This window comes from Nocardiopsis valliformis DSM 45023 (genome assembly GCF_000340985.1).
GTDB lineage: Bacteria > Actinomycetota > Actinomycetes > Streptosporangiales > Streptosporangiaceae > Nocardiopsis > Nocardiopsis exhalans.
The window spans coordinates 21,504-43,382 of record NZ_ANAZ01000045.1; the positions used below are offsets into that span (position 1 = coordinate 21,504).

Genomic DNA, 21,879 nt, shown 5'->3' on the forward strand with positions numbered 1-21,879 from the left:
ACAAGGAGGAACCGCGTGAAGAAGCAGCCCACTCGCAGGGTCGCGTTCAGCGCTGTCGCGGTCAGCGCACTCACCATTCCCCTGGCGCTCTCCGGCGCCACCACCGCTGGCGCCCAGGAACTCGCGCCGGTGTACACGACCTCTTCCGCCGCGGGCGGTGACTGGTTCGTCGTCCTCGAGGACACCATCACCACCACGTCCGTCTCCGCGTCGGCCTTCGGCATCTCCGCCGACCAGGTCAACCACGTCTACGAGGAGACCATCAACGGCTACTCGGCCACGCTGAGCGCGGCCGAGGTCGAGAAGCTGCGCGCCCAGGACGGCGTCGCCTACATCGAGCAGGTCGGCGAGGCCCACACCCTGGTCCCGTGGGGCCTGGACCGGATCGACCAGGAGGACCTGCCCCTGGACGGGTCCTACACGACTGAGTCCGACGGCAGCGGCACCTCCGTCTACGTCATCGACACCGGGATCGACGACTCCCACCCCGAGTTCGGTGACCGCGCCTCGGTCGGTTTCGACGCCACCGGCGGTGACGGCGGCGACCGTCAAGGCCACGGCACGCACGTGGCGGGCACCGTGGGTGCGGACAGCTACGGTGTGGCTTCGGGTGCCGACCTGATCGGCGTCAAGGTACTCGGCGACGACGGCTCGGGTTCCTACGACGACGTCATCGCGGGCATCGAGTGGGTGGCCGAGAACTCCGCGGACAACGCGGTCGCCAACCTGTCCCTGGGCGGCCCGGCCTCGCAGGCCGTGGACGACGCGGTCAACGCTCTGGCCGACTCTGGTGTGTTCGTGGCCGTCGCTGCGGGCAACGAGGGCCAGGACACGGGCAACGTCTCCCCGGGCGGTGCCGAGGGTGTGGTCGCAGTCGGTGCCTCCGACCGGAACGACGCCACCGCCTCCTTCTCCAACCACGGTCCGGCCGTTGACATCTACGCTCCCGGCGTGGCCGTCGAGTCCACCATCCCTGGTGGCGGCACGGACAGCTTCAGCGGTACCTCGATGGCCAGCCCGCACGTGGCCGGTGCCGCCGCACTGTACAAGAGCACCTTTGGCGATGACGAGCAGGGCGTCATCCTCGACTGGCTGATCGCGAACGGCGGCGAGGACAAGCTCAGCGGCGTGCCCGGCAACACAGTCAACCTGCTGCTGAACGTCGAGGGTCTGTAGGACCGTCCAGGCTGTGGAGTCCCCGCGCGTCCACATCCTGACGGACTGACCGTCGACCGCGAGTGAAACGGCCCCGGGCCGGGAGTGAACCTCCCGCCCGGGGTTGTCCCTGTTCCCGGGCCGTCGACACGGAGCAATATCACGTTCCGCTAATTCTCAATGACTTCAGGTAATAGCCTGGGTCCGTGGATGGATATCGTCTGGTGTTCGTCGGCGGGATGGGTCGTTCCGGTTCCACCCTGATCGAGCGCCTTCTTGGTGAGCTGCCCGGGTTCTGCTCCGTCGGTGAGATCGTGCACCTGTGGCAGCGGGGTCTGGTGGAGAACGAGCGCTGCGGCTGCGGTCTGGCCTTCGCCGACTGCGGATTCTGGGCGGAGGTGGGCAAGCGGGCGTTCGGCGGCTGGGAATGCCTGGACGTCCAGCGGGTGCTACGGCTCAAGGACGGCGTCGACCGGACCCGTTACCTGCCGGCGCTGCTCAACGGGTCGGCGGGGGAGGGCGCCCTCGCGGCCCGCACTGCGCGCTACACGGACCTCTATCACCGGCTCTACTCGGCGGTCGCGCAGGTCAGCGGTGCCCGGGTGATCGTGGACGCCAGTAAGCACGCCTCCCTGGCGGCCTGCTTGCGCTGGCGGTACGGGGCTCGGATGCGCCTGCTGCACGTGGTGCGCGACCCCCGGGCGGTGGCGCACTCCTGGGGCAAGCGGGTGGCACGCCCGGACGCGTCGCCGGGAAGTTCCGAGCCGGAGATGGCGCGCTACTCGGCAGGTCGTTCGGCGGTGCAGTGGATGACCCAGAACTCCACGCTGGACGCGCTGGCCCGGCGGGGGGTCCCGACCCTGCGGGTGCGCTACGAAGATTTCGTGGCCGACCCGGAGGCCGAGTTCGGGCGCGTGGCCGCCTTCGCCGGGCACACCGGAGCGCCGCTCACCCTGGGTGAGGGCGGGGTGAAGCTGTCCGAGGGCCACGCGGTCTCCGGCAATCCGATGCGCTTCAGGACCGGTCCGGTGGGTGTCCGGGCCGATCACGCCTGGCGTGAGGGGATGGCCCCGTGGCGCCGTGGCCTGGTTGCCGCAGTCACCTCTCCCACGCGCGGACGCTACGGCTACTGAGGGCACGGGTCTGCTGAGAGCTGTGCGTACTCATGTCCGCTCAGCGAACGACAGGGTGTTGCGTGCGTAAAATATGACGTATGGTCATCACGTGAACACTCTGTGTCGTATTCGGGTGAGCTAGGGGGCGGTTGGCCGTGGACAGCGGACCGGTACGGGGGATGGCGGTGGCGGGGGCTCTGCTCCTCGCCCTGGGGCTCGCGGGGGTGGGCGACGCGCCCTCCGACGCCGCGACACCGGCGGAGAGCCAGCCGCCCGAGAGCCAGCCGGCCCACCGGTCGGCACCGCTTCTCGGGATGCCCTCCTCCCGGGAGATCCACTGCACCGTCTCCGACATCCTCGAACCCTCCTGCGGGGTCTGGTGGGGGGCCAGCCCCTACGGCGACGACGTGCGCGCGCTGGAGTCCGCGGTGGGCCGGGACATGGACATCGTCTACACCTGGCGCGGCATCGACCAGCCGAACGTCCCCGGCGACCGCGAACTTCGGATGATCGCCGAGGGCCGCTTCGTGCACACCAACATCGAGGCCCGCCGCTTCACCCGGCCCGGGCACCCGGACATCTCCTACCGCAGCATCATCAACGGCGAGTTCGACTCCTCGCTGCGCTCCCAGGCGCGAGCCATCGCGGAGCTGGATGTGCCCTACTTCGTCACCTTCGACCACGAGGCCGACGGCAAGAACCGCTACAACAAGCGCGGTACCCCCGCCCAGTTCGTGCGCTCCTGGCAGCACATCGTCGACCTGTACCGCTCCGAGGGCGCGGACAACGTCATCTGGGTGTGGAACGTGACCGGCTGGCCCGGCAACATGAACCGCCTCCCCGGCCTGTGGCCCGGCAACAACTACGTTGACTGGATCAGCTGGGAGGCGTACAACATGACCGGCTGCGACAAGATGAACAACTGGACCCACGTCGACTCCTTCGAGGACGCGCTCGCCCCCACCTACGAATGGATCCAGGAGGAGGGGCCCAAACACGGTATCGACCCGACCAAACCGGTCATGATCGGCGAGATGGGCACCACCAACATCGGCCCCCGGGAGACCCTGAAGTGGTACACGGACGTCCCGGACGTCCTCAAACGCTACGAGCGCGTGCGCGCGGTGAAGCTGTGGGACAGCAAGGTCGGCGACGGCTGCGACTTCCGGATCCAGGCCAACGAGTACGCCCGGCGCGGCTTCGAACTGGCCGGACAGGACCCCTACGTGAACCTGCCCGAGCGGGTCCGCCGCCTCGCCGAGTACGCCGCCACCCGCGACTGAGCGCCTGCTCCAGGGCAGGACTCCGATCCCGGGACGGTTCTGATCAGCCGCCCGCCGGCCTGTGCATCGACCAGGTGCGCGGACCGCCGTCGGGCAGGTCGTACTCGGCGGTGACCCGGAAACCCAGCGACTCGTACAGCCGGACGTTCCCCGGCGAGGAGGTCTCCAGGAACGCAGGCACGCCCGCCGCGTCCGCCTCGCGCAGCCCGGCGCCGACCACGGCGCGGCCCAGTCCCCGGCCCTGTGCCTCAGGACGGACCCCCACGGTGCCCAGGAACCAGACCGGTTCTGTGGGCCGGTGCCCTTCCATGGCCCCCTCCGCCGAGGCGTAGGCGTCCGCGCGGTCGCCCGCGAGGTTCACCAGCGTGGGCAGCAGCTCCGTCATGACCGCCTCGGCCCCGCCGGATTCGGGTGTGGACCACACGGCGACCGCGTCCAGCCCCTCGCTCACCCACACCCGTCCGTGCGGCAGGCCGATCTCGGCCAGGAAGATCCGTTGGAACTCGCGGAGCCGCGCGAGGTGGTCGTCGGCGGAGATCGTGTGCCGGGTGAAGGGATAGTTCCGGAATGCCTCGGTGAGTGTGTCCGCGGCCTCCGCCACGTCCTCGGCGCCGGCTTCCCTGATCACATGCTCCCTGTACAAGCGTCCCCCTGTTCGGTCGTGTGCGGTGTCGAGATTATCGGCCGCACCCGGCTGGCGCCTCCCCGTTTCCGACCGCCGTCGTTGACCTTCGACCACGCGTTCAGAAGAGGGTGGAACGTTCGTCCGGGCCGGTTCGCCGCGCGGGGGTCGGCGGACCGGCCCGGCACCTACACCCCCTTGCCGCGCAGGTGCAGCAGGCGCAGGATCCACCCCGCAGGGACCCCGCACACCACCAGGACGGCCAGGTACGCCCGGCCCTCCAGCGGCCGGTTGCGCAGAGTCCGCCCGATCCACCGCAGCGCCTGCCCGCGCCGCTTGGCGGCCGCCTCGGCGAAGGCGATCTGGCCCGCGATCCTCGCGTAGCCGCGCGGTACCAGGGCGAACTCCGGGTAGCGCTCCAGCAGCCAGCGCAGCGCGGTGGAGATGGTGTGCCAGCGCTCCGAGAAGAAGGACTTGCGGTGCCACAGCACCCGCACGCCGGGTTCGGGGATGTTGCGGATCGGGGCGCGCCTGGCCAGCCGCAGCAGCAGTTCGTAGTCCTCGGCGTAGCTGCCGGGGATCTCCTCGCTCACCGTCCCGCAGCCGTCGATCATGGCCGACCGGCGGATCAGGAAGGTGGACGGGTGCAGCTCGGTCAGCCGTGACTTCAGCAGGTCGGCGAAGGTGACGCTGGTCCGGTCCAGGATCCGCTCGGACTCGACCCGGTCGTAGACCACCTGGATGCCGCAGCACACCATGTCGGTGCCGGGTTCGGCGCGCATGATCTCCACCTGGGTGCGGAGCTTCTCGGGCAGCCAGGTGTCGTCGTCGTCGCAGAAGGCCACGAGCTCGGTATCGGCACCCAGCACACCGGTGTTGCGCGCCCCTGCCAGCCCCGGGGTGAGCGTGTTGGTCACCACCCGGACCGGGCGGTCGCCCTCGGCGTGGGCGAGCGAGGGGTCGGGCTGATCGTTGTCGTAGACCACGATGGTGGTGATCCGCCCGGGGTAGTCCTGCTCGACGATCGCCCGCAGGGTGCGGCGCAGCAGCTCGGGCCGGTCACGGGTGGGCACGACCACCGTCACGGCCGGCCAGGTGTCGTTCGGTGTCCTGGTCGCCGCGGTGGTCTCGGCCCCCGTCGCGGAGCCCTCCCGGGCACTGTCCACCGGGGCCTCGTCCGTCTCGTGGGTGAGCAGGTCGATGAGCTGACCGGCGCGCAGGGCCGCGCGTTCGGTCCCGTCGTCGGCGCCCGAGTCCACCCGGAAGTCCTCGGGTGAGGCCAGGGCCTTGTCGATGAACGCGTGCAGCTGCTGGGCGGTGGTGCAGGCGCGCACCCGGCCCGCCTCCTCCACCCGCTTGACGAACAGCAGCTGGTGGTTGTCCACGTGCTCGCCCAGCTCGGGGTCCCGGGCGACCACGACCGGCAGGTGCCCGGCGGCCCGCGCCTGTGTGATGGTCCCGGGGCCGCCGTGCGTGACCACGACGGTGGCCGAGCGCATCGCTTCGGAGAGCTCCTCCCCGGGCAGGAACGGGGTGCCCGAGGCCCTGGCCGGGGCCTGGCTGTGCCCGTGCTGCACCAGTACCCGCAGGTCCGGGTGGCGGCGGGCGTAGTCGTCGGTCCAGCGCACCAGACGGTCGAAGGCGTGGTGGTCGGTGCCGAGGCTGACGACCACGTCGGGGTGGTCGCTGCCGTCGGGGCGGCGCGTGGGGCGTGTGGTCTGTTCAGTCACAGGAGCGGTCCTACGGTGATGGCGGTCGGCATGAACGAGCGCTGCTCCTCCCACTGGGCGAGGAACAGGCGGGTGAAGGGCTTGCAGAGCCGGGCGGTGAGGGTGGGGGTGTCGATGCGGTCGTAGACCTCGATGTAGACGGTGGGTATCCGCATCAGCCAGGCCAGGACGAAGAACGGCAGGGCCACCCCGGCACCGGTGCTGACCACGGCGGCGGGGCGCCGTGCGCGCATCACCCGCAGGGCCAGGACCGTGTTGCGCAGCAGGTTGCCGACGTGGCGCGTGGTGGGGTGGTGGGCCCAGCGCACCGACTCGTCGGCCAGCGAGGACTCGGCGTCGGGGGTGCGGAAGGTGACCCACACACGTTCCCTGCCCTGCCACCAGGGGCGCAGGGAGCGGAGCTGGGTGAGGTGGCCCCCGCTGGAGGCCACCAGGAGAACCGGTCGGTCAGACATTCAGTCATCAGTCCATTGCTCTGGGTGTTCAATCGTGAGCGCGGGGAGCCCGGCGGGGAAGGCGACGCGCGGTGACGGCCGGAGTTCGGTCACCTCCGGAGTTGAAGGTGCGCGCGTGTGCGCCAGACCGTGTACAGGTGCCCGCCCGCGCCCGCCAGTACGGCGGCGGCCAGGACCGGGAGCCCGCCGCCGGTCACCGCGTCCAGCAGTAGCGGCAGGGCGCCGAACCACACCAGCGCGCTGCCGGTCGCGATCAGCACGGGACTGCTGAAGGGGTGCAGCAGGACCAGGGAACGCAGCTGCCACAGGGGGAGGAGCTTGCGGACCAGGACGGCGGCCACCAGGGCCACCGCCGCGCCCGCCGCGCCGTGCGAGGGCACCAGCAGTACGCACACCGCCACGTTGGCCAGCAGTGACATCACGTTGTTGAGCAGGTTCAGCCCGGTGCGCCCGGTCATGGTGAGGATGAGGTCGCCCATCCCCAGCACCTGGGCGGCCAGCTGGCCCGTGCACACGATGACCAGTGCCATCGCCCCGGTCGAGTACTCGGCCCCGAACAGCTTCATCACCTCGGGCGCGAACACCAGCGCGGACAGGTACAGCGGCCAGGTCAGGCAGACCAGCCAGGACGTCCCCGCCTGGTAGAGCGCGCGCACGGCCGCGTGATCGCGGGCGGCCAGGAGCTCGGCGAACCGAGGCTGGGCCGCGTAGAGCACGGCCTGGGTGCCGAACTGCCCGACGACCATGATCCGGGTGGCCGCGGTGAAGACAGCCGCGCCGGTCAGCCCGTTGAGCAGGGCCACCATCACCACACCGCCGCGCTGCACACCCATCTGGGCGACCCCGCCCAGGGCGCGGGGCAGCGAGAACGACCAGAACCCGGCCGGGGTGACCCGCTCCTCCTCGGCGAGAGTACCGGCGGGCGCGGTCACGGGCGCGTCAGCGGATTCGCGCGGCTCCTCGGGGGCCGCCCGGCGCACGATCCGGCCCAGCCAGAACCAGGCCAGCACCGCGGCGGGCAGGTAGGGCCCGGCCCAGGCCAGGGCGAGCAGCCCGGCCGAACCGCTGAGCGCGATCATCGCCACCAGGCCCAGCTGCGCCAGCGGGCGGCCCACCTTGTCGATCAGGACGGTCACCGACATGTCGTGGTGGGCGCGGGTGGCCGCCAACGCGGAGTCCGTGAGCACCGCGAACGGTAGGAAGAGCGCCAGGATCCGCAGGTAGGTGGTGGCTTCCTCCGGGCCCAGGGCGTCCGCCAGAGGTCGGGCGAAGACCACCAACAGCACCGAGACCAGGCAGGCCGCCAGCACGGCGGGGCCCAGCGCCAGCCGCAGCAGCGCCGGGACCCCGCCGTGGCGGCCGAAGACCCGCATCCGGGCGATGAAGTACACCAGCCCGTCCGGGGCGCCGAGGTTGGCCACCGCCGCCATGATCAGGAACACCGACGTCGCCGAGAACAGCAGCCCGGCTGTCTCCTGCGAGAACGCCCGGGTGATCGCGATGATCAGCGCGAGGTTGAGCGCCGCGCTCACCACTGCGCCCGCCATGTTGACCACCCCGCCGCGTAGGACCCGGCGCAGGCCGCTGTCCGGTCGGGCCTCGGTCGGGGTCACTGGCACCACGAGGGGGTGCGGCCCCACCAGGCGGCGAGGCGGGCGTCGCTGTCCGCGAACCGCGAGGTGAGTTCGGCGCGCAGGGACTCCGGTAGCACCGAGCGCTTACGGGCGTTGTGCCGCCCCAGGGTGGTCCGCGGGTCCGGCGGCAGGTCGAGGAAGCGCATGATCCCCTCCAGCGCCGCGGGGCCGCCGCCGAACAGGTCCGCGTAGTCCACCACGTGCATGCGCTCGCGTCCCACGGCCCGCTCCATCCGGACCAGCTGGTCGACGTAGCGCCCCCGGGCCACGTAGCCGTGGTGCTGGTGGGAGTGCGAGTGGTGGGCGGGGTCCGCCACCAGCCGTTCCTCGGTCCCGGACAGCCGTTTGTCCTCCAGGTCGAGCGCACGCCCGAACGGTTCGGTCTCGAAACCCCGCGCGGTCTCGTGGGCGTGCGCGGAGTAGGCCCGCTCGACTGGGTCGCGCAGGATCACCACGATCCGCGCCTGGGGCAGCTCTCGGGCGATCCGCTCGGCGGCCAGCGGGTGGAACAGGTAGTAGGGGCTGGACTCGAAGACCCGGACCCGGGGCCGTCCCCACCGCGCGCGCAGGGTGGCACGCAGCGGGAAGTGCGAGCGGTACCAGGTGAGCCCGTGCTGGTACCCGGTGTCGAAGTAGTGGACCCCCTTGCGCAGCACCGGGCCGGTCGCCGCCGGGTGCTGGGACAGGGCCTTGAACAGCGAGGTGGTGCCGGAGCGCTGGGCCCCGCAGATGAGGAAGTCGGGCAGGGCGCGGGCGGAGCTGGTCAGCCCGCCCAGGCCGTCGGCGAGGGGGAGCAGGGCACGCCTGGCCGGGACGGCCAGACGGTTCAGGGGCGAGGTGGCCCGGGGCATCGCGAGCTCCTTCGAAGTGCGTCGGCGGGATCCCCTTCGTGGCGGGGGTCCGGTGGGTTGCGGATCCCCTTCGTGGTGGGGACCCGATGGGCTGCGGGATCCCCTTCGTGGCGGGGACCCGGCGGTGTGCGGCGGGACGGCCCGGCGCGGTGGGGTGCGGTACGGCGGTGCGGCGTTCAGCCGGTGATGTGGGTGGCCTCGTGGGCCGCTCTCTCCTGAAGCCCTTCCAGCGCGGGCAGCAGCCAGTCGTCGACGGCGGCGAAACCGCCGCCGTTCTCGGCCTGGCGGTCCTGGAGGTAGCGGGTGGCGAGGTCGATCAGGTACAGCGCCATCACGGTGGAGACGACGTGCTCCCGCAGACCGCTCTCGGCCATCAGCGGGTCGCGCAGCAGTCGGGAACCGCTGTCCAGCCAGCGGTGCACGCCCGGGTGGACCCCGGCCTGCACGGCCTCGTTGAGGTCGTAGTGCAGGGCGTCGAACCCCGCGGGCGCGTCCATGGCGAGCCGCTCCCAGTCCCACACGAAGGCCCTGCGCGCGGTGCTGGCGATGTTCCACCTGGTCAGGTCCCCGTGCCAGGCCCCGAAGGGCAGCGACACGTCCGGGAGGCGGTGCAGTGCGGCACGCAGCGGAGCGGCCTCGGGGCGGGCGCCGAGCTTGGCGATGCGCTCGTCCAGGGATCTGCGGTAGGGGCTCGCCGAGAGTCTGCGCTCGCGCACCCGCGCCAGTCCCACGATCTGGGTGACGCAGCGCAGCAGCTGGTGCCGGGTGGGCCGGTCCGTCTGGTCACCGACCGGCAGCGCCTCCTGTACGAGCAGCGGGTGGCCGTTCCATTCGCCGTCGTAGAGCAGCCGCGGCACGGTCACGTCCCGCAGCCGGGCCCCGGCGAGGTGGCGCAGCGCCCGGGTCTCGGCGTGGACCAGACGGGAGGTGAGATCGTTGATGGCGACCTTGGCGTAGCCGATGGTGCGCCCGCCCGGAGTGAGCAGCAGCAGGACCGGCTTGCGGTTAGCGCGCGGCGGTCCCACGTGGATCGCGATGGACAGTTCGCGGTCCAGTGCGGTGGCGAGCGCGTGCTCGATCCCCGGTCCCGCGCCCACGTACAGCCGGTCGCGCAGCAGCAGCGGAGCGATCCCGGTGGCGAACGCGCCGGTCAGCAGCAGGGTTCGCAGCCGCTCGCGTAGGGAGTGGCCCTGGGCGAAAGAGGTGATGCCGCGGGTGGCCGCCGAGCGGTTGTGCGCGGGCAGGATCACCCTCGGGTTGTGCGCGTTGGGCACCGGAAGGTACTGGTTGCCCCGGTTGCGTCGGGCGGTCCGCCGCAACGCCCCGTCGCCGGGCCCGAGCAGGCCCCCGCAGGGCCACAGCACGGCCGCGAGGTCGGTCAGATAGGTGGTCTCGCTGTTCACCAGGCACCCCCGCCGGTGCGCGCGGTCACCCGACGGCCGAGCACCGGTTCCTCGACGCGCCAGAGCAGGGCGACGGCGATCATGGTGACGGCGAGGGGGGACATCAGCGCGACGTAGAAGAACATGTACCAGAACAGAAGCAGGACGGTCAGCAGGGCGCCCTGCCCGACCGCCGTCGACGCGGACCGGTAGCGCCAGGCCACCGCCGCGAAGAACGCGAAGAGCAGGAAGGTGCCGACCCAACCGCTCGAGATGAGGGTGATCCACAGCTGACCGGCGTTGCCGATCACGTGCTGTCCGCAGCCCGGGCACTCGGCTGTGGGACCGATCGCGATGGAGTCGGAGCTGCCCAGCGACTCCCGGGTGGTGCCCCAGCCGTTGACTGGGGACAGGTTCGCGGCCTCGACGGAGGCGGAGTTGGTCGCCGCCCGCCCGTCGTCGCTGTGCGGGTTGTCCGCTCGGGCCTGCACGACGTCGGCCAGCGGTGACAGCACCAGCGCGATCAGTACCACCACCACGGCCAGCGCTCCGGTACTGACCAGGACCACCCGGCCCCGGCGCAGCGCCTGGGCCGCACCGAAGGCCAGCGACAGCGCCAGTCCGGCCCACAGCGCGCGGTTCAGCGAGTACACGACCGGGACCACGGACAGCGCGACCGCGGCCAGGGCGCCCAGACGGATCCAGCCCGAACCCTGGACCGCCCAGCCCACCACCACCCAGATCAGCAGCAGGGACAGCATGTAGCCCCAGACGTTGGTGTACTCCCAGGGGGCCTTGGGCCGGGCCGAGTCGATCCCGCCGAAGACGTCCATGATCTGCGCGGACGCCGGATGGATCAGGGTGTGCATGTAGGGGTCGTCGGCCAGGGAACCCGGGACCAGGTACTCCAGCGGTGCGGTGAACTCGAACCGGGGCGCGAACATCCCGAGGTAGCCCCCGGCCACCGTGACCAGGCACAGCACCGCCAGGGCCCACACCACCAGCCGGACCGGCAGCTCCCGCTCGGTCAGGTTGCCGACGTACAGCAGCAGCACGGTCAGCACCAGGTAGTTGACCACCCGCAGCAGCGCGCCCGCGTAGCCGCCGCTGTCCGGGACCGTCCCGGGCATCTCCAGCGGGACCAGGGCCAGGCCCAGGACCGTCCAGACGACGAACAGCCCCCACAGCCAGAAGTAGGGCGGCACCCGCAGCCCCGTTGTCCGGTGGCGGCGCACCAGCTCGGCCAGCATGGGCACGGCGAACAGCCAGTAGGCGAACTGCCCCATGCCCAGCGCCCACCACAGCGGGTATCCGGCCAGCAGCCAGATCAGCGGACTGCCGGTGACCGCGGCCCCTTGCCTGGGCGTGGTCGCCCAGGAGCCGTCTGCCACGTGCCAACCCCGCGGGGAGGTACCCCGGAAGGCCTTCCCCGGGCCGGTCAACGCCGCGACCCGGCGGGCACCTCGGCGTGGTTCGGCTTCGAGGTCCTCCCGGCACCGGAGTCGGACCCGGCCTCGGCCTCACTGGGGAGCCGGGGCGCGGGCGGCACGGGCAGCGGGGCCGACGGGGCGGGGCCGGGGTCCGGCTGGCGCGGGACGGTGATCGCCCCCGGAACGGTGACCCCGAAGCGCTCCCCGGCGGTGACCGTCCCGGTCAGGTCCGCGCGGCGGCTCAGGCCCAGTTCCACCACGGGCAGCAGGACGTCGGCGGAGGCGGCCAGGGCGTGGGCGTCGGCGCGCTCGTTGACGGCGGCGGCGGCGATCACCACGAACTCCGCGTGCGGGCGCAGCAACTCCACCAGTTCGGCGGCGCCGCCCTGGATCGGGGCGGCGGTACCGGGCTTCCCGTGGCGCAGCACCCGCAGGCGGGGGACGTCGGCGGGGCGGACCTCCAGCTGGGTGGGGTCCTCACCGTCCACCAAGACCTCGGCCAGGCCCGGGCCCTCGGTCAGCCCGAGGAGTTCGGCGGCGGTGCCGGTGCGCGGGTCCGCGCAGACCAACAGGGTCTCGGAGCCGGTCCGGGCCAGTGCGGCGGCCAGGTTCACGGCGGCGGCGGTGCCCGCACGCCCCGGGGTGGTCCCGGCGACCACGATCACGTGGCCGGGGCCGGGCTCGTCGGGGTCGGCTTCACCGGCAGGGGCGCTGCCGGGGGCCGTGGCCGGGGGCTGGTCGGCCAGGCGTGCGCGGACCAGGTGCGCGAATCCGTTGGCGCGCTGGCCGTCGGGCTCGGTGTCGGTGAGCAGACCGGGGGAGCGGTCAGGAGAGCGACCGGTGCGCTTACTCGGCGCGGACAGGTCCAGCAGTACCGGCACCGTGCCGATCCGGGCGGTGTCCTCGGTGTCGTGCAGGCGCGGGTCCAGGCGGTCGCGGACCAGGGCGGCCAGGAGCCCGGCGATCAGGCCGAGGGTCGCGCCCGCGACCAGCCACAGCGGAGGAAGCGGGGATGAGGGGGATCCGGGCAGGCCGGCGGGGGTGATGACCTGGCCGGGGGAGACCGTCTCGTGGAGTGCGCTCAGCGGGCTGATGCCGTTACCCAGGTCACCGATCTCCTGGCGCAGCGCGTCGGCCTGGGCATCGGCGCTGATCCGCTCCGCCCCCTGCGCGGCGGCGTTCTCAGCGGCCAGGTCGGACAGCCGTTCGTAGAGCCCTTCCTGTTCCTCGCGCAGGGCCGCCAACCGGCCGCTGATGACGGCCCGGGCCTGCTCGCCCCGGTTCTCCAAGTAGGAGGCGGCGAGGGCGTCGGCGCCCTCCTGGGCCGCCTCGGGGGAGCGGGCGGAGTAGTGGAGTTCGAGGATGTTGCTGTTGGAGGGGACGGTGACGTCGATCCGCTCGCGCAGGTCGGCGGGGGCGGGGTCGCCCGGGAGCGCCTCAGCCATTTGGGCGGTGACCCGTTCGGAGAGCACCACCTGGGCCTCGCTGTCGAGGTTGACGTCGCCGGTCAGGCGCCCGGACCGCTCCCCGGTGAACTCGGCCATCCCGGTCGGATGGACCTGCACGGCCGCGACGGACGTGTAGGTCGACGGAACGGCGAGCACCCCGGCGGTGGCGAGAACCAACCCGCCGAGCACCCCGGCGCCCACCAGACGCCAGCGGCGCCTCAGCAGCGCGGTGTACTCCTTCAGTTCCGGTCCGGACGAGCCGGGGACGTCGATGTCCATCGGGTCCTCTCCACGCAGACATGACAGCACTTTTAGTGAACGATTGCATACTAAGTGTAATCCCTTTGGCTGTGCCTGGTGGTTTGAGAAACAACCCTTTTCCCCGGGAGGGCTGTCCGGAAACCGGCGATGACGGCTGAGGCCGTACCGGGCACGCCGAAGGGGGCGGCGGGATCCCTCCCGCCACCCCCTCACTCAGCGTGTCGAAGCTCCTGTGCCGGCTCGGGCCGACCGGTTGGCTCCTCGGCTCCCGTGCGGCCTCTAGGCTCCGATGACCACCGGGGGCAGGCCGGTGCCCGACTCCCAGGCGGTGTCGCACTCCTTCTGGGTGGACACCGTGTGCGCTCTCGCGGAGCAGTCGCGGAACTCGGTGACCTCGTCCTGGTAGGCGAACAGCACCGTGATCATGATCGACGACACCACGATCCCGATCACGCCCAGGGCCACGCTCAGCAGCGCGCCCGGAGCCTGTGAACGGTGCGTACGGGCGGCGCGTCGGGCGCGGAAACCCTGGACCACGCCGAACACGGACAGCACGACACCGTAGGGCGGGAACAACAGGCCCGCCAGGCCGAGGAACAGTCCCCACAGGCCTCCTCGTTCGACCTTGGGCGGCTGGCCGTCGGCACGGGGCTCCGGGCTGTTGTCGGTCACAGGTTCACTCCTTCGGGGACGCCCTCGCACGGTGGGGCGCCGTGGTCCGCTCTGCCTGGAGCGGAACGGGTGGTGTTGGTGACGCGGGGCCGCACCCTCCTGGCGAAGCCTTCTGGGGGAGGCGGGCAAGGTCCGGTCCGCGTGAGGTAGACGCTACCCGGCCCGATAGGGTGGGAACGCGGACGGGCCGAGTAGGCCCAGGCCTGGCGTCTGTACCAGGCGTACGCGAAACCCGGATGCTGCGCCGTCCCCCGGCGCCCCCGGGAGTGGGGACCCAAATCCCCGCACCGTTCTTCTACACATGAGGGAGAAGCACGCTTTGTCCGCGCGAGTGGTGGTTCTCATATCGGGGACGGGCAGCAACATGGCCGCCCTGATGGAAGCCGCGAAGGACCCCGGCTACGGGGCCGAGATCGTCGCAGTGGGAACGGACCGCGAGGGAACTCGCGGTGTCGAGGTCGCCCGGGCGGCCGGTGTACCCACGTTCGTCGTACCTTTCCGTTCCTTCTCCGACAGGTCGGCCTGGGACACTGCCATGTCCGACCGGATCGCCGAACACGAACCCGACCTGGTGGTCTCCGCCGGGTTCATGCGCATCCTCGGACCCGCGGTGATCGGCCGCCACCAGGCGGTCAACATCCACCCGGCGCTGCTGCCCTCGTTCCCCGGCGCGCACGCCGTGCGTGACGCGCTCGCCCACGGTGTCCGCATCACCGGCACCACCATCCACTTCCTCGACGAGGGCGTCGACTCCGGTCCGATCATCGACCAGGTTGCGGTACCCGTCGAGGACGGCGACGACGAGTCCAGCCTCCACGAGCGGATCAAGGTCGTGGAGCGGCGAATGCTGGTCGACACGGTCGGCCGCCTCGCCCGCGAGGGCTGGAGCATCGACGGCAGGCATGTGCGGTTCGGCCGCACCGACATGAAGGAGAACCGGTGACCCAGCAGGGCATCAGGCGTGCGTTGATCAGCGTGTACGACAAGACCGGCCTGGAGGCGCTGGGCATCGGCCTGGCCGAGGCCGGGGTGGAGATCGTCTCCACCGGCTCCACCGCGGCCCGCCTCACCGAGGCCGGGATCCCGGTCACTCCCGTCGAGGACGTTACGGGCTTCCCTGAGATCATGGAGGGTCGGGTCAAGACCCTTCACCCCTCCGTACACGCGGGTCTGCTTGCCGACCGCAACAACCCTGACCACGTCGCCAAGATCGACGAGCTGGGCATCGCCCCCTTCGACCTGGTCGTGGTCAACCTCTACCCCTTCTCCGACACCGTCGCCTCCGGTGCCTCCGAGGCCGACTGCATCGAGAAGATCGACATCGGCGGCCCCGCGATGGTGCGCGCCTCGGCCAAGAACCACGGCAGCGTGGCGATCGTGGTCGACCCCGCCGGTTACGACGCCACCCTCGAGGCCGTCCGGGACGGCGGCTTCACCCTGGAGCAGCGCAAGCGCCTGGCCGGGCTGGCCTTCCAGCACACCGCCGCCTACGACGCCGCTGTGGCGGACTGGTTCGCCGGCGCCTACGCCCCCGACGCCGAGGCCGAGTCCACCGGCTGGCCCGCCTTCCGCGCCTCCGTGCACGACCGCGAGGCCGCGCTCCGTTACGGCGAGAACCCGCACCAGAAGGCCGCGCTGTACACCGAAGCGGGCTCGGCAGGCGGCGGCCTGGCCGGTGCCGAGCAGCTGCACGGCAAGGCCATGTCCTACAACAACTACGTCGACTCCGATGCCGCCCTGCGCGCGGCCTACGACTTCGACGAGCCGTGCGTGGCCATCATCAAGCACGCCAACCCGTGCGGTATCGCCGTGGGTGCGGACAACGCCGAGGCCCACCGCAAGGCGCACGCCAGCGATCCGGTCTCCGCGTTCGGCGGCGTGATCGCCACCAACCGCGAGGTCGGCGCCGAGTTGGCCGTGCAGATCGCTGAGATCTTCACCGAGGTCGTCGTCGCCCCCGGCTTCACCGCCGAAGCAGTCGAGACGCTCGCCAAGAAGAAGAACATCCGCCTGCTGGTCGTCACCGACCCGGCTCAGGGCCCGCGCGTGGAGACCCGCCAGATCAGCGGTGGCCTCCTGGTCCAGGAGACTGACGTCATCGACGCCGAGGGCGATGACCCCGCCACCTGGACGTTGGCCACCGGCGAGGCTGCCGACGAGGCCGTCCTCGCCGACCTGGCCTTCGCCTGGAAGGCCGTGCGCGCGGTCAAGTCCAACGCCATCCTGCTGGCCGCCGACGGCGCCACCGTGGGCGTGGGCATGGGCCAGGTCAACCGGGTTGACTCCGCCGGACTCGCGGTCTCCCGCGCCGGTGAGCGGGTCAAGGGCTCGGTGGCCGCCAGCGACGCCTTCTTCCCGTTCGCCGACGGCCTGGAGATCCTGACCAAGGCCGGGGTGCGCGCCGTCGTTCAGCCCGGTGGTTCGGTCCGCGACGCCGAGGTCATCGCCGCCGCCGAGGCCGCCGGGGTCACTATGTACCTCACCGGCACCCGCCACTTCTTCCACTGATCTGGCTTCCATCAACCCCTGCCAGCGAGGAGCAACGCATGAGCGCGATCGTTCTGGACGGAAAGGCCACCGCCAAGGCCATCAAGGAAGAACTGGCGGAGCGGGTGGCCAAGCTGCAGGCCAAGGGGATCACCCCGGGTCTGGGCACCGTCCTGGTCGGTGACGACCCGGGCAGCCACACCTACGTGCGCGGCAAGCACCGCGACTGCGCCCAGGTGGGCATCGCGAGCATCCGCCGCGACCTGCCCGCCGACGCCACCCAGGAGCAGGTGGAGCAGGCCGTCCACGAGCTCAACGAGGACCCGGCCTGCACCGGCTACATCGTGCAGCTGCCGCTGCCCAAGGGCATGGACGAGAACCGGGTGCTCGGGCTGATCGATCCGGACAAGGACGCCGACGGCCTCCAGCCGGTCAACCTGGGCAAGCTCGTCCTGATGGAGAAGGCCCCGCTGCCGTGCACCCCGCGCGGCATCGTGGAGCTGCTCAACCGCTACGACGTGCCGATCAAGGGCGCGGAGGTCGTCGTCGTCGGTCGCGGTGTCACCGTGGGCCGTCCCCTCGGCCTGCTGCTGACTCGCCGCTCGGAGAACGCCACCGTCACCCTGTGCCACACCGGCACCCGTGACCTGGCCGAGCACACCCGCAAGGCCGACATCATCGTCGCCGGTGCGGGCGTGCCGGGCCTGATCACCAAGGACATGGTCAAGCCGGGCGCCGCGGTGCTGGACGTGGGTGTGTCGCGCACTGACGACGGCCTGGTCGGCGACGTCGCCCTGGACGTCCCCGAGGTCGCGGGACACATGTCCCCCAACCCCGGCGGCGTGGGCCCGATGACCCGGGCCATGCTCCTGGTCAACGTGGTCGAGGCAGCCGAACGCCAGGCCGGTCTGCTGGTCTGACCGCCTGATCCCCTCGGTGCCCGGGTCCGCTCCTCGACGAGCGGACCCGGGCACCGGGCGTCTTCGGGGAAGGTGTGGGACCCCGGTCGGGGTCGGGCTACCGCCGTTTCCACCACGGGCGGTCTGCCTCGTCCCTCTCCCGCTGCTCCTTGGCCTCGCGGGCCTTGCGGACGGCGTCGAGCGCCGACTCGCTTCCGCTGGAGTGCCCGGACCCCCGGTTCGGGGGTGCGGGCGAGGGATTCCGAGGCTGATTGCCGGCCCCATCGGGACCGAGGAGGCCGCCGAACAGGGACGAGAGCGAGGGAGGCTCCGCCGCCGGTCGGGGTTGATCGGAGGGCGGGGTCGGCCGCTGATCCTGGCCGGGCGGCTGGGGCCAGGCCGAGGGCGCGGCCGACTGGACTCCTACGTTCGCCGGTGTCCCCTGATCCGAGCTCGGGGGCTGCGGCCATGCGGCGGGTGCGGCCGTGGAGGTTTCCGTCAGCGCCGGGAACTGCTGCCCCTGCGGCGGCTGGGGCCAGTCGGTCGGCGCGGTTGACGGGGTTCCCGTCGAGGCGGGTGCCTGCTGTTCCTGGCTCGGTGGCTGGGGCCAGTCCGTCGGTGCGGCCGCCGGGGGCTGCTGGTTCTGCGGTGGTTGGGGCCAGTCCGTCGGCGCGGCTGCCGGGGTCCCGACGGTTACCGGGGGCTGCGGCCACCCGGTGGGCGCAGCCGTCCGGGTACCCGCCGGTGCCGGTGTCTCCTGACCCTTCCTGCCGGCTCCCAACCTGCCTGGCGGGCGGTACCGTTCGATGCTTTCGGTGTCGTCTGGGGTCAGGTCTTTCACCTGTGGGCTCCTTCAGGAGAGGGGCGTCGCTCCGGGGGTGGGAGCGGGCGCACTCGAGGCACACTCGGTGTCCACCCAACCACGTGCGAGCCCGCGCGAAACCGTCCCGGGGGCGGCTGACCGCCCTTGGCCGTTCCGTCGGGTGCGGCTGGCGCGCGGCGGGTTCAGCTGGCGCGACGGGAGGAGCCGGTGACGGGCATGGGGCGGACCAGGCCCAGGGCGACCACTTCGTTGGCCAGGCGGGTGCGGCGGTTCTGCCCCTCGGGGATGCGGAACTTCTGGTAGAGCCGCAGCAGGTGCTGTTTGACCGCTGCTTCGGTGACCACCAGGGCCTCGGCGATGTCGCGGGCGGTGGCGGGTGCGACGAAGGCCTCTTCGGACAGGGCGGGCTGGCACAGGGCGGTGAGCACGTCCAGTTCTCGGCGGGTGAGTTCGGGAGCGGCGCCGCGGCGGAGCTCGATGTCCGGGCTGAGCTGCTCGCTGGGCAGGCCGCCGATTCGACAGCGCGCGTTGCCGAAGCTCATGACGTCGCCCTCCTCGAGCACGCGGCGGGCGATGGGGCGGCCGTTGACGCGGGTGCCGTTGCGGGACAGGCCCAGGTCCACCACGTAGACGTAGGGTCCGCGGCGGACCAGTTCGGCGTGCAGCTGGGACACGCTGGGGTCGTTCAGCCGTATGTCGGCGCCCTCACCGCGGCCGATCGTGGTGATTTCTTCGGGGAGCGGGCGGACGTCCCCGGTCTCCTCCAGCCGTAGATAGGGACCGTCCACGGAGACTCCTCCCGGGCTGGTGGGGCGCGGTCGGTGGGGGTGCGTTCGGCGGTGGGGGAGGTGCGGCTGTCGGGGGGTGGCCGTTCGGTCGACACGTCGAGTGGGCTTCATGGGGGTGGTCCTCGCTCACCGGTGCACTCATCTCCACTTTGGTTACCCGGCTGATACGTGTTCTACGCGCTTACTTCGGAGTTAGGCGGATAAGACGTGGAAATACGGCTCTGTGACCGAACCGGAAGTAGGAAACGGTCACGGGTGTCCCCCAGGGAGACAAGTCCGTTTCCGTGAGCCCTGGGGCTTCGGCTGTGCCGTTCACTACAATGAGCGGGGTCTCTCCAGGATGAAGGTGCCCCTGTTCGTGCGGGGCGGCCGGAGCCACCAGGAACATGAGCCACACTGGAGTGCTGTTCGGTTTCGGACAGCGCTCTCCCGACTGGTGGCCGGTCTGTGCCAGACGCCCGGGGAGAGGCCGTCAGAACGAGCCGCGCGGCGGCCAAGCAATTCGGAAGCGAACAGGTCGGGACGCGGTGGACGACGCGGAGCAGGCTGAGGTGGCGGAGTCGGACGGGAAGAACCCGGACGGTGACCCGGAGAAGCCGGAGAAGGCATCGGGCAGTGTGCCCGAAGGTCGCAGGAGAGTGCCGTACTGGCTTTCCCAGGTGCCCTATGCCCTGGTGCTGTCAGCGCTGGCGGCGGGGATCGTGGTCGTGGCCGCGGCCTACTTCAAGCGCGGTCCGGCGATCATCGCGGGCGCGCTGCTGCTCGCGGCCACCTTCAGGTTGTTCCTGCCCAAGGACTGGATCGGCCTGCTGGCGGTACGTCGGCGCTGGGTCGATCTGCTCACTCTGGTGTCCCTCGCACTCCTCCTGATCGTGTTGGCCTGGGTGGCGCCGCAACTCTCCGCCTAGGCGTCGAATAAGCTTGATGTCGAGATACTGCGACACCGACAAGCACCGCCTCCCCGGGCAGCACGGACACCGGGCGGGATCAGGGGATTGCCGCGCGCGCGGAGACTGGACCGGCCACGAACCGGCCCCGGTTCTCCGCCGCACGAGGCGGTAGCGAAGACTGAAGGGACAGCCACACAGCCATGGCCAAGATCAAGGTCGAAAACCCCGTAGTCGAGCTCGACGGCGACGAGATGACCCGGATCATCTGGTCCTTCATCAAGGACCGTTTGATCCTTCCGTACCTCGACATCGACCTCAAGTACTACGACCTGGGTATCGAAGAGCGCGACCGCACCGATGACCAGGTCACCATTGACGCCGCGCACGCCATCAAGAAGTACGGCGTCGGCGTCAAGTGCGCCACCATCACCCCCGACGAGGCCCGTGTCGAGGAGTTCGGCCTCAAGAAGATGTGGCGGTCGCCCAACGGCACCATCCGCAACATCCTCGGCGGCGTCGTCTTCCGTGAGCCCATCATCTGTGAGAACGTGCCGCGGCTGGTGCCGGGCTGGACCAAGCCGGTCATCATCGGCCGTCACGCCCACGGCGACCAGTACAAGGCCACCGACTTCAAGGTGCCCGGCCCCGGTACGGTCACCATGACCTACACCCCGGCCGACGGCAGCCAGCCGGTCGAGTTCGAGGTCGCGGAGTTCCCCGAAGAGGGCGGCGTCGCGATGGGCATGTACAACTACCGCAAGTCCATCGAGGACTTCGCGCGGGCCAGCCTGAACTACGGCCTGGACCGGAACTACCCGGTCTATATGTCCACCAAGAACACCATCCTCAAGGCCTACGACGGCATGTTCAAGGACGTGTTCGAGGAGATCTTCGAGGCCGAGTTCAAGGAGAAGTTCGCCGCCGCGGGCATCACCTACGAGCACCGCCTGATCGACGACATGGTCGCCGCCGCGCTCAAGTGGGACGGCGGCTACGTCTGGGCCTGCAAGAACTACGACGGTGACGTCCAGTCCGACACCGTCGCGCAGGGCTACGGCTCGCTCGGTCTGATGACCTCGGTCCTGCGTACCGCGGATGGCAGCACCGTCGAGGCCGAGGCCGCCCACGGCACCGTGACCCGTCACTACCGCCAGCACCAGCAGGGCAAGCCCACCTCGACCAACCCGATCGCCTCCATCTACGCGTGGACCCGCGGTCTGGAGCACCGGGGCAAGCTGGACAACACCCCGGCGGTCGTCGAGTTCGCGCAGACCCTCGAGGACGTCGTCATCAAGACCGTCGAGGGCGGTCAGATGACCAAGGATCTCGCTCTGCTGGTCGGCTCCGAGCAGGAGTGGCTGACCACGGAGGAGTTCCTCGCCGCTCTGGACGAGAACCTGAGCAAGCGTCTGGCCTAGGTCCTCGCGCCCGGCCGGGGTCCTCGAACCCTGGCCGGGGGCTCGCCCCGGCGGTCATGAGCCGACAGCCGAGGTGAGACCTTGACCACGCCCGGGCGTCCCCGTGAGGGGCGCCCGGGTTCTTTCGTCTCCGGGGGTCGCTGACCGGGGTGAGAAGCGCGAAAGGCGCTGTTCGCGGGGGTTCGGGGCTTCGGTCCGGCAGAAGTTCCTCGGCGTGTTTCTCGTGTTCGGCCCCCATCGGAGGGTCAGCGGTGGGAGGATGGCAGAGCCGGAGAGGGTCCTTCCGGGATGGGTGCGACGTAGGACACGTGAACACGATTCGCACCTTTCGCGAACTTTGACCTATTGTGGAGACACGCCGGTGAGAACCGGCAGGCCAGAGCGGGTTTCGAGCCCCTCGGCCACCACGAGCCGACGTGCCGGCCGTGCGCCCGCTGGGGGGTAGGCGCGCACAGTACGGAACGTCACGAAGAAGGGCCCGTCACTCCGGTGACGGGCCCTTCGCTCTTGCCAGGGGGCTCCAGGGTCTCGGGGAC

At 71.0% G+C, this 21,879-nt stretch carries 19 protein-coding genes; 9 read left to right on the forward strand and 10 right to left on the reverse strand.

Going from position 1 to position 21,879, the window contains the following annotated elements:
- The first annotated feature begins 15 nt into the window (after nt 1-15).
- The 3 genes from D457_RS0128340 (at nt 16) to D457_RS0128350 (ending at nt 3,553) form a co-directional block, all read left to right on the forward strand.
- Entirely contained in the window at nt 16-1,176 is a 1,161-nt protein-coding gene (locus D457_RS0128340) for a S8 family peptidase (protein WP_017584051.1), read from the forward strand.
- Between the two features lie 203 nt (nt 1,177-1,379).
- Nucleotides 1,380-2,288: a sulfotransferase gene (locus tag D457_RS0128345; protein WP_017584052.1), complete on the forward strand. Its 909-nt coding sequence runs from the start codon at nt 1,380-1,382 to the stop codon at nt 2,286-2,288.
- Between the two features lie 161 nt (nt 2,289-2,449).
- The gene (locus D457_RS0128350; protein WP_017584053.1) at nt 2,450-3,553 is read left to right on the forward strand and encodes a glycoside hydrolase family 26 protein; all 1,104 of its coding nucleotides are present in this window, start codon (nt 2,450-2,452) and stop codon (nt 3,551-3,553) included.
- A gap of 43 nt (nt 3,554-3,596) precedes the next feature.
- Here D457_RS0128350 and D457_RS0128355 read toward each other — a convergent pair whose 3' ends face one another.
- The 9 genes from D457_RS0128355 to D457_RS0128395 all read right to left on the reverse strand — a co-directional run bounded on the left by D457_RS0128355 (nt 3,597) and on the right by D457_RS0128395 (nt 14,038).
- Complete coding sequence (locus D457_RS0128355) at nt 3,597-4,181, reverse strand: GNAT family N-acetyltransferase (RefSeq protein ID WP_017584054.1); 585 nt, start codon at nt 4,179-4,181, stop codon at nt 3,597-3,599.
- Between the two features lie 182 nt (nt 4,182-4,363).
- On the reverse strand, nt 4,364-5,905 hold the full coding sequence (locus D457_RS0128360) for a glycosyltransferase (RefSeq protein WP_017584055.1): 1,542 nt from the start codon (nt 5,903-5,905) through the stop codon (nt 4,364-4,366).
- Nucleotides 5,902-6,360 carry a glycosyltransferase family 28 protein gene (locus tag D457_RS0128365; RefSeq protein WP_017584056.1) on the reverse strand — a complete coding sequence of 153 codons (459 nt, stop codon included), beginning with the start codon at nt 6,358-6,360 and terminating at the stop codon, nt 5,902-5,904. The genes D457_RS0128360 and D457_RS0128365 overlap by 4 nt, the downstream gene beginning before the upstream one ends.
- An 89-nt stretch (nt 6,361-6,449) precedes the next feature.
- Nucleotides 6,450-8,000: a lipopolysaccharide biosynthesis protein gene (locus D457_RS0128370; protein WP_026117118.1), complete on the reverse strand. Its 1,551-nt coding sequence runs from the start codon at nt 7,998-8,000 to the stop codon at nt 6,450-6,452.
- Nucleotides 7,970-8,845 (reverse strand): sulfotransferase family protein, encoded by an 876-nt coding sequence (locus tag D457_RS0128375; protein WP_017584058.1) that lies wholly within the window; start codon nt 8,843-8,845, stop codon nt 7,970-7,972. Before D457_RS0128375 ends, D457_RS0128370 begins: the two co-directional genes overlap by 31 nt.
- A gap of 176 nt (nt 8,846-9,021) precedes the next feature.
- Nucleotides 9,022-10,248: a phosphotransferase gene (locus D457_RS0128380; protein ID WP_017584059.1), complete on the reverse strand. Its 1,227-nt coding sequence runs from the start codon at nt 10,246-10,248 to the stop codon at nt 9,022-9,024.
- Complete coding sequence (locus tag D457_RS0128385) at nt 10,245-11,618, reverse strand: ligase (protein WP_017584060.1); 1,374 nt, start codon at nt 11,616-11,618, stop codon at nt 10,245-10,247. Before D457_RS0128385 ends, D457_RS0128380 begins: the two co-directional genes overlap by 4 nt.
- A 47-nt stretch (nt 11,619-11,665) precedes the next feature.
- Nucleotides 11,666-13,384: a chain length determinant family protein gene (locus tag D457_RS0128390; RefSeq protein ID WP_026117119.1), complete on the reverse strand. Its 1,719-nt coding sequence runs from the start codon at nt 13,382-13,384 to the stop codon at nt 11,666-11,668.
- Nucleotides 13,385-13,645: 261 nt separating this feature from the next.
- Entirely contained in the window at nt 13,646-14,038 is a 393-nt protein-coding gene (locus tag D457_RS0128395; protein WP_017584061.1) for a hypothetical protein, read from the reverse strand.
- A gap of 331 nt (nt 14,039-14,369) precedes the next feature.
- On the opposite strand from D457_RS0128395, the gene purN reads away from it, so the two are divergent.
- From purN to D457_RS36000, 4 genes are all read left to right on the forward strand, one after another.
- The gene (gene purN, locus D457_RS0128400) at nt 14,370-14,981 is read left to right on the forward strand and encodes a phosphoribosylglycinamide formyltransferase (RefSeq protein WP_017584062.1); all 612 of its coding nucleotides are present in this window, start codon (nt 14,370-14,372) and stop codon (nt 14,979-14,981) included.
- Nucleotides 14,978-16,546 carry a bifunctional phosphoribosylaminoimidazolecarboxamide formyltransferase/IMP cyclohydrolase gene (gene purH, locus D457_RS0128405; RefSeq protein ID WP_017584063.1) on the forward strand — a complete coding sequence of 523 codons (1,569 nt, stop codon included), beginning with the start codon at nt 14,978-14,980 and terminating at the stop codon, nt 16,544-16,546. Before purN ends, purH begins: the two co-directional genes overlap by 4 nt.
- Nucleotides 16,547-16,584: 38 nt before the next feature.
- Nucleotides 16,585-17,445, forward strand: a complete 861-nt coding sequence (locus D457_RS0128410; RefSeq protein ID WP_017584064.1) for a bifunctional methylenetetrahydrofolate dehydrogenase/methenyltetrahydrofolate cyclohydrolase — start codon at nt 16,585-16,587, stop codon at nt 17,443-17,445.
- A 464-nt stretch (nt 17,446-17,909) separates the two neighbouring features.
- Nucleotides 17,910-18,185 (forward strand): hypothetical protein, encoded by a 276-nt coding sequence (locus D457_RS36000; protein ID WP_152514398.1) that lies wholly within the window; start codon nt 17,910-17,912, stop codon nt 18,183-18,185.
- A gap of 244 nt (nt 18,186-18,429) precedes the next feature.
- Here the strand turns inward: D457_RS36000 and D457_RS0128415 are convergent, their stop codons facing one another.
- The gene (locus D457_RS0128415) at nt 18,430-19,035 is read right to left on the reverse strand and encodes an FHA domain-containing protein (protein ID WP_017584065.1); all 606 of its coding nucleotides are present in this window, start codon (nt 19,033-19,035) and stop codon (nt 18,430-18,432) included.
- 527 nt (nt 19,036-19,562) lie between these two features.
- Between D457_RS0128415 and D457_RS0128420 the strand changes: the two genes are divergently transcribed.
- Complete coding sequence (locus D457_RS0128420) at nt 19,563-19,943, forward strand: DUF3017 domain-containing protein (RefSeq protein WP_017584066.1); 381 nt, start codon at nt 19,563-19,565, stop codon at nt 19,941-19,943.
- Nucleotides 19,944-20,125: 182 nt separating this feature from the next.
- A complete protein-coding gene (locus D457_RS0128425) occupies nt 20,126-21,343 on the forward strand; it encodes an NADP-dependent isocitrate dehydrogenase (RefSeq protein WP_017584067.1) in 1,218 nt (405 codons plus the stop codon).
- Nucleotides 21,344-21,879: the final 536 nt, after the last annotated feature.

Excerpts from the sequence above, each read along its gene's own strand:
- D457_RS0128350 (WP_017584053.1), top strand. The coding sequence starts at position 2,450 with ATGGCGGTGGCGGGGGCTCTGCTCCTCGCCCTGGGGCTCGCGGGGGTG.
- D457_RS0128365 (WP_017584056.1), bottom strand. The coding sequence starts at position 6,360 with ATGTCTGACCGACCGGTTCTCCTGGTGGCCTCCAGCGGGGGCCACCTC.
- D457_RS0128375 (WP_017584058.1), bottom strand. The coding sequence starts at position 8,845 with ATGCCCCGGGCCACCTCGCCCCTGAACCGTCTGGCCGTCCCGGCCAGG.
- D457_RS0128390 (WP_026117119.1), bottom strand. The coding sequence starts at position 13,384 with ATGGACATCGACGTCCCCGGCTCGTCCGGACCGGAACTGAAGGAGTAC.
- D457_RS0128410 (WP_017584064.1), top strand. The coding sequence starts at position 16,585 with ATGAGCGCGATCGTTCTGGACGGAAAGGCCACCGCCAAGGCCATCAAG.
- D457_RS0128425 (WP_017584067.1), top strand. The coding sequence starts at position 20,126 with ATGGCCAAGATCAAGGTCGAAAACCCCGTAGTCGAGCTCGACGGCGAC.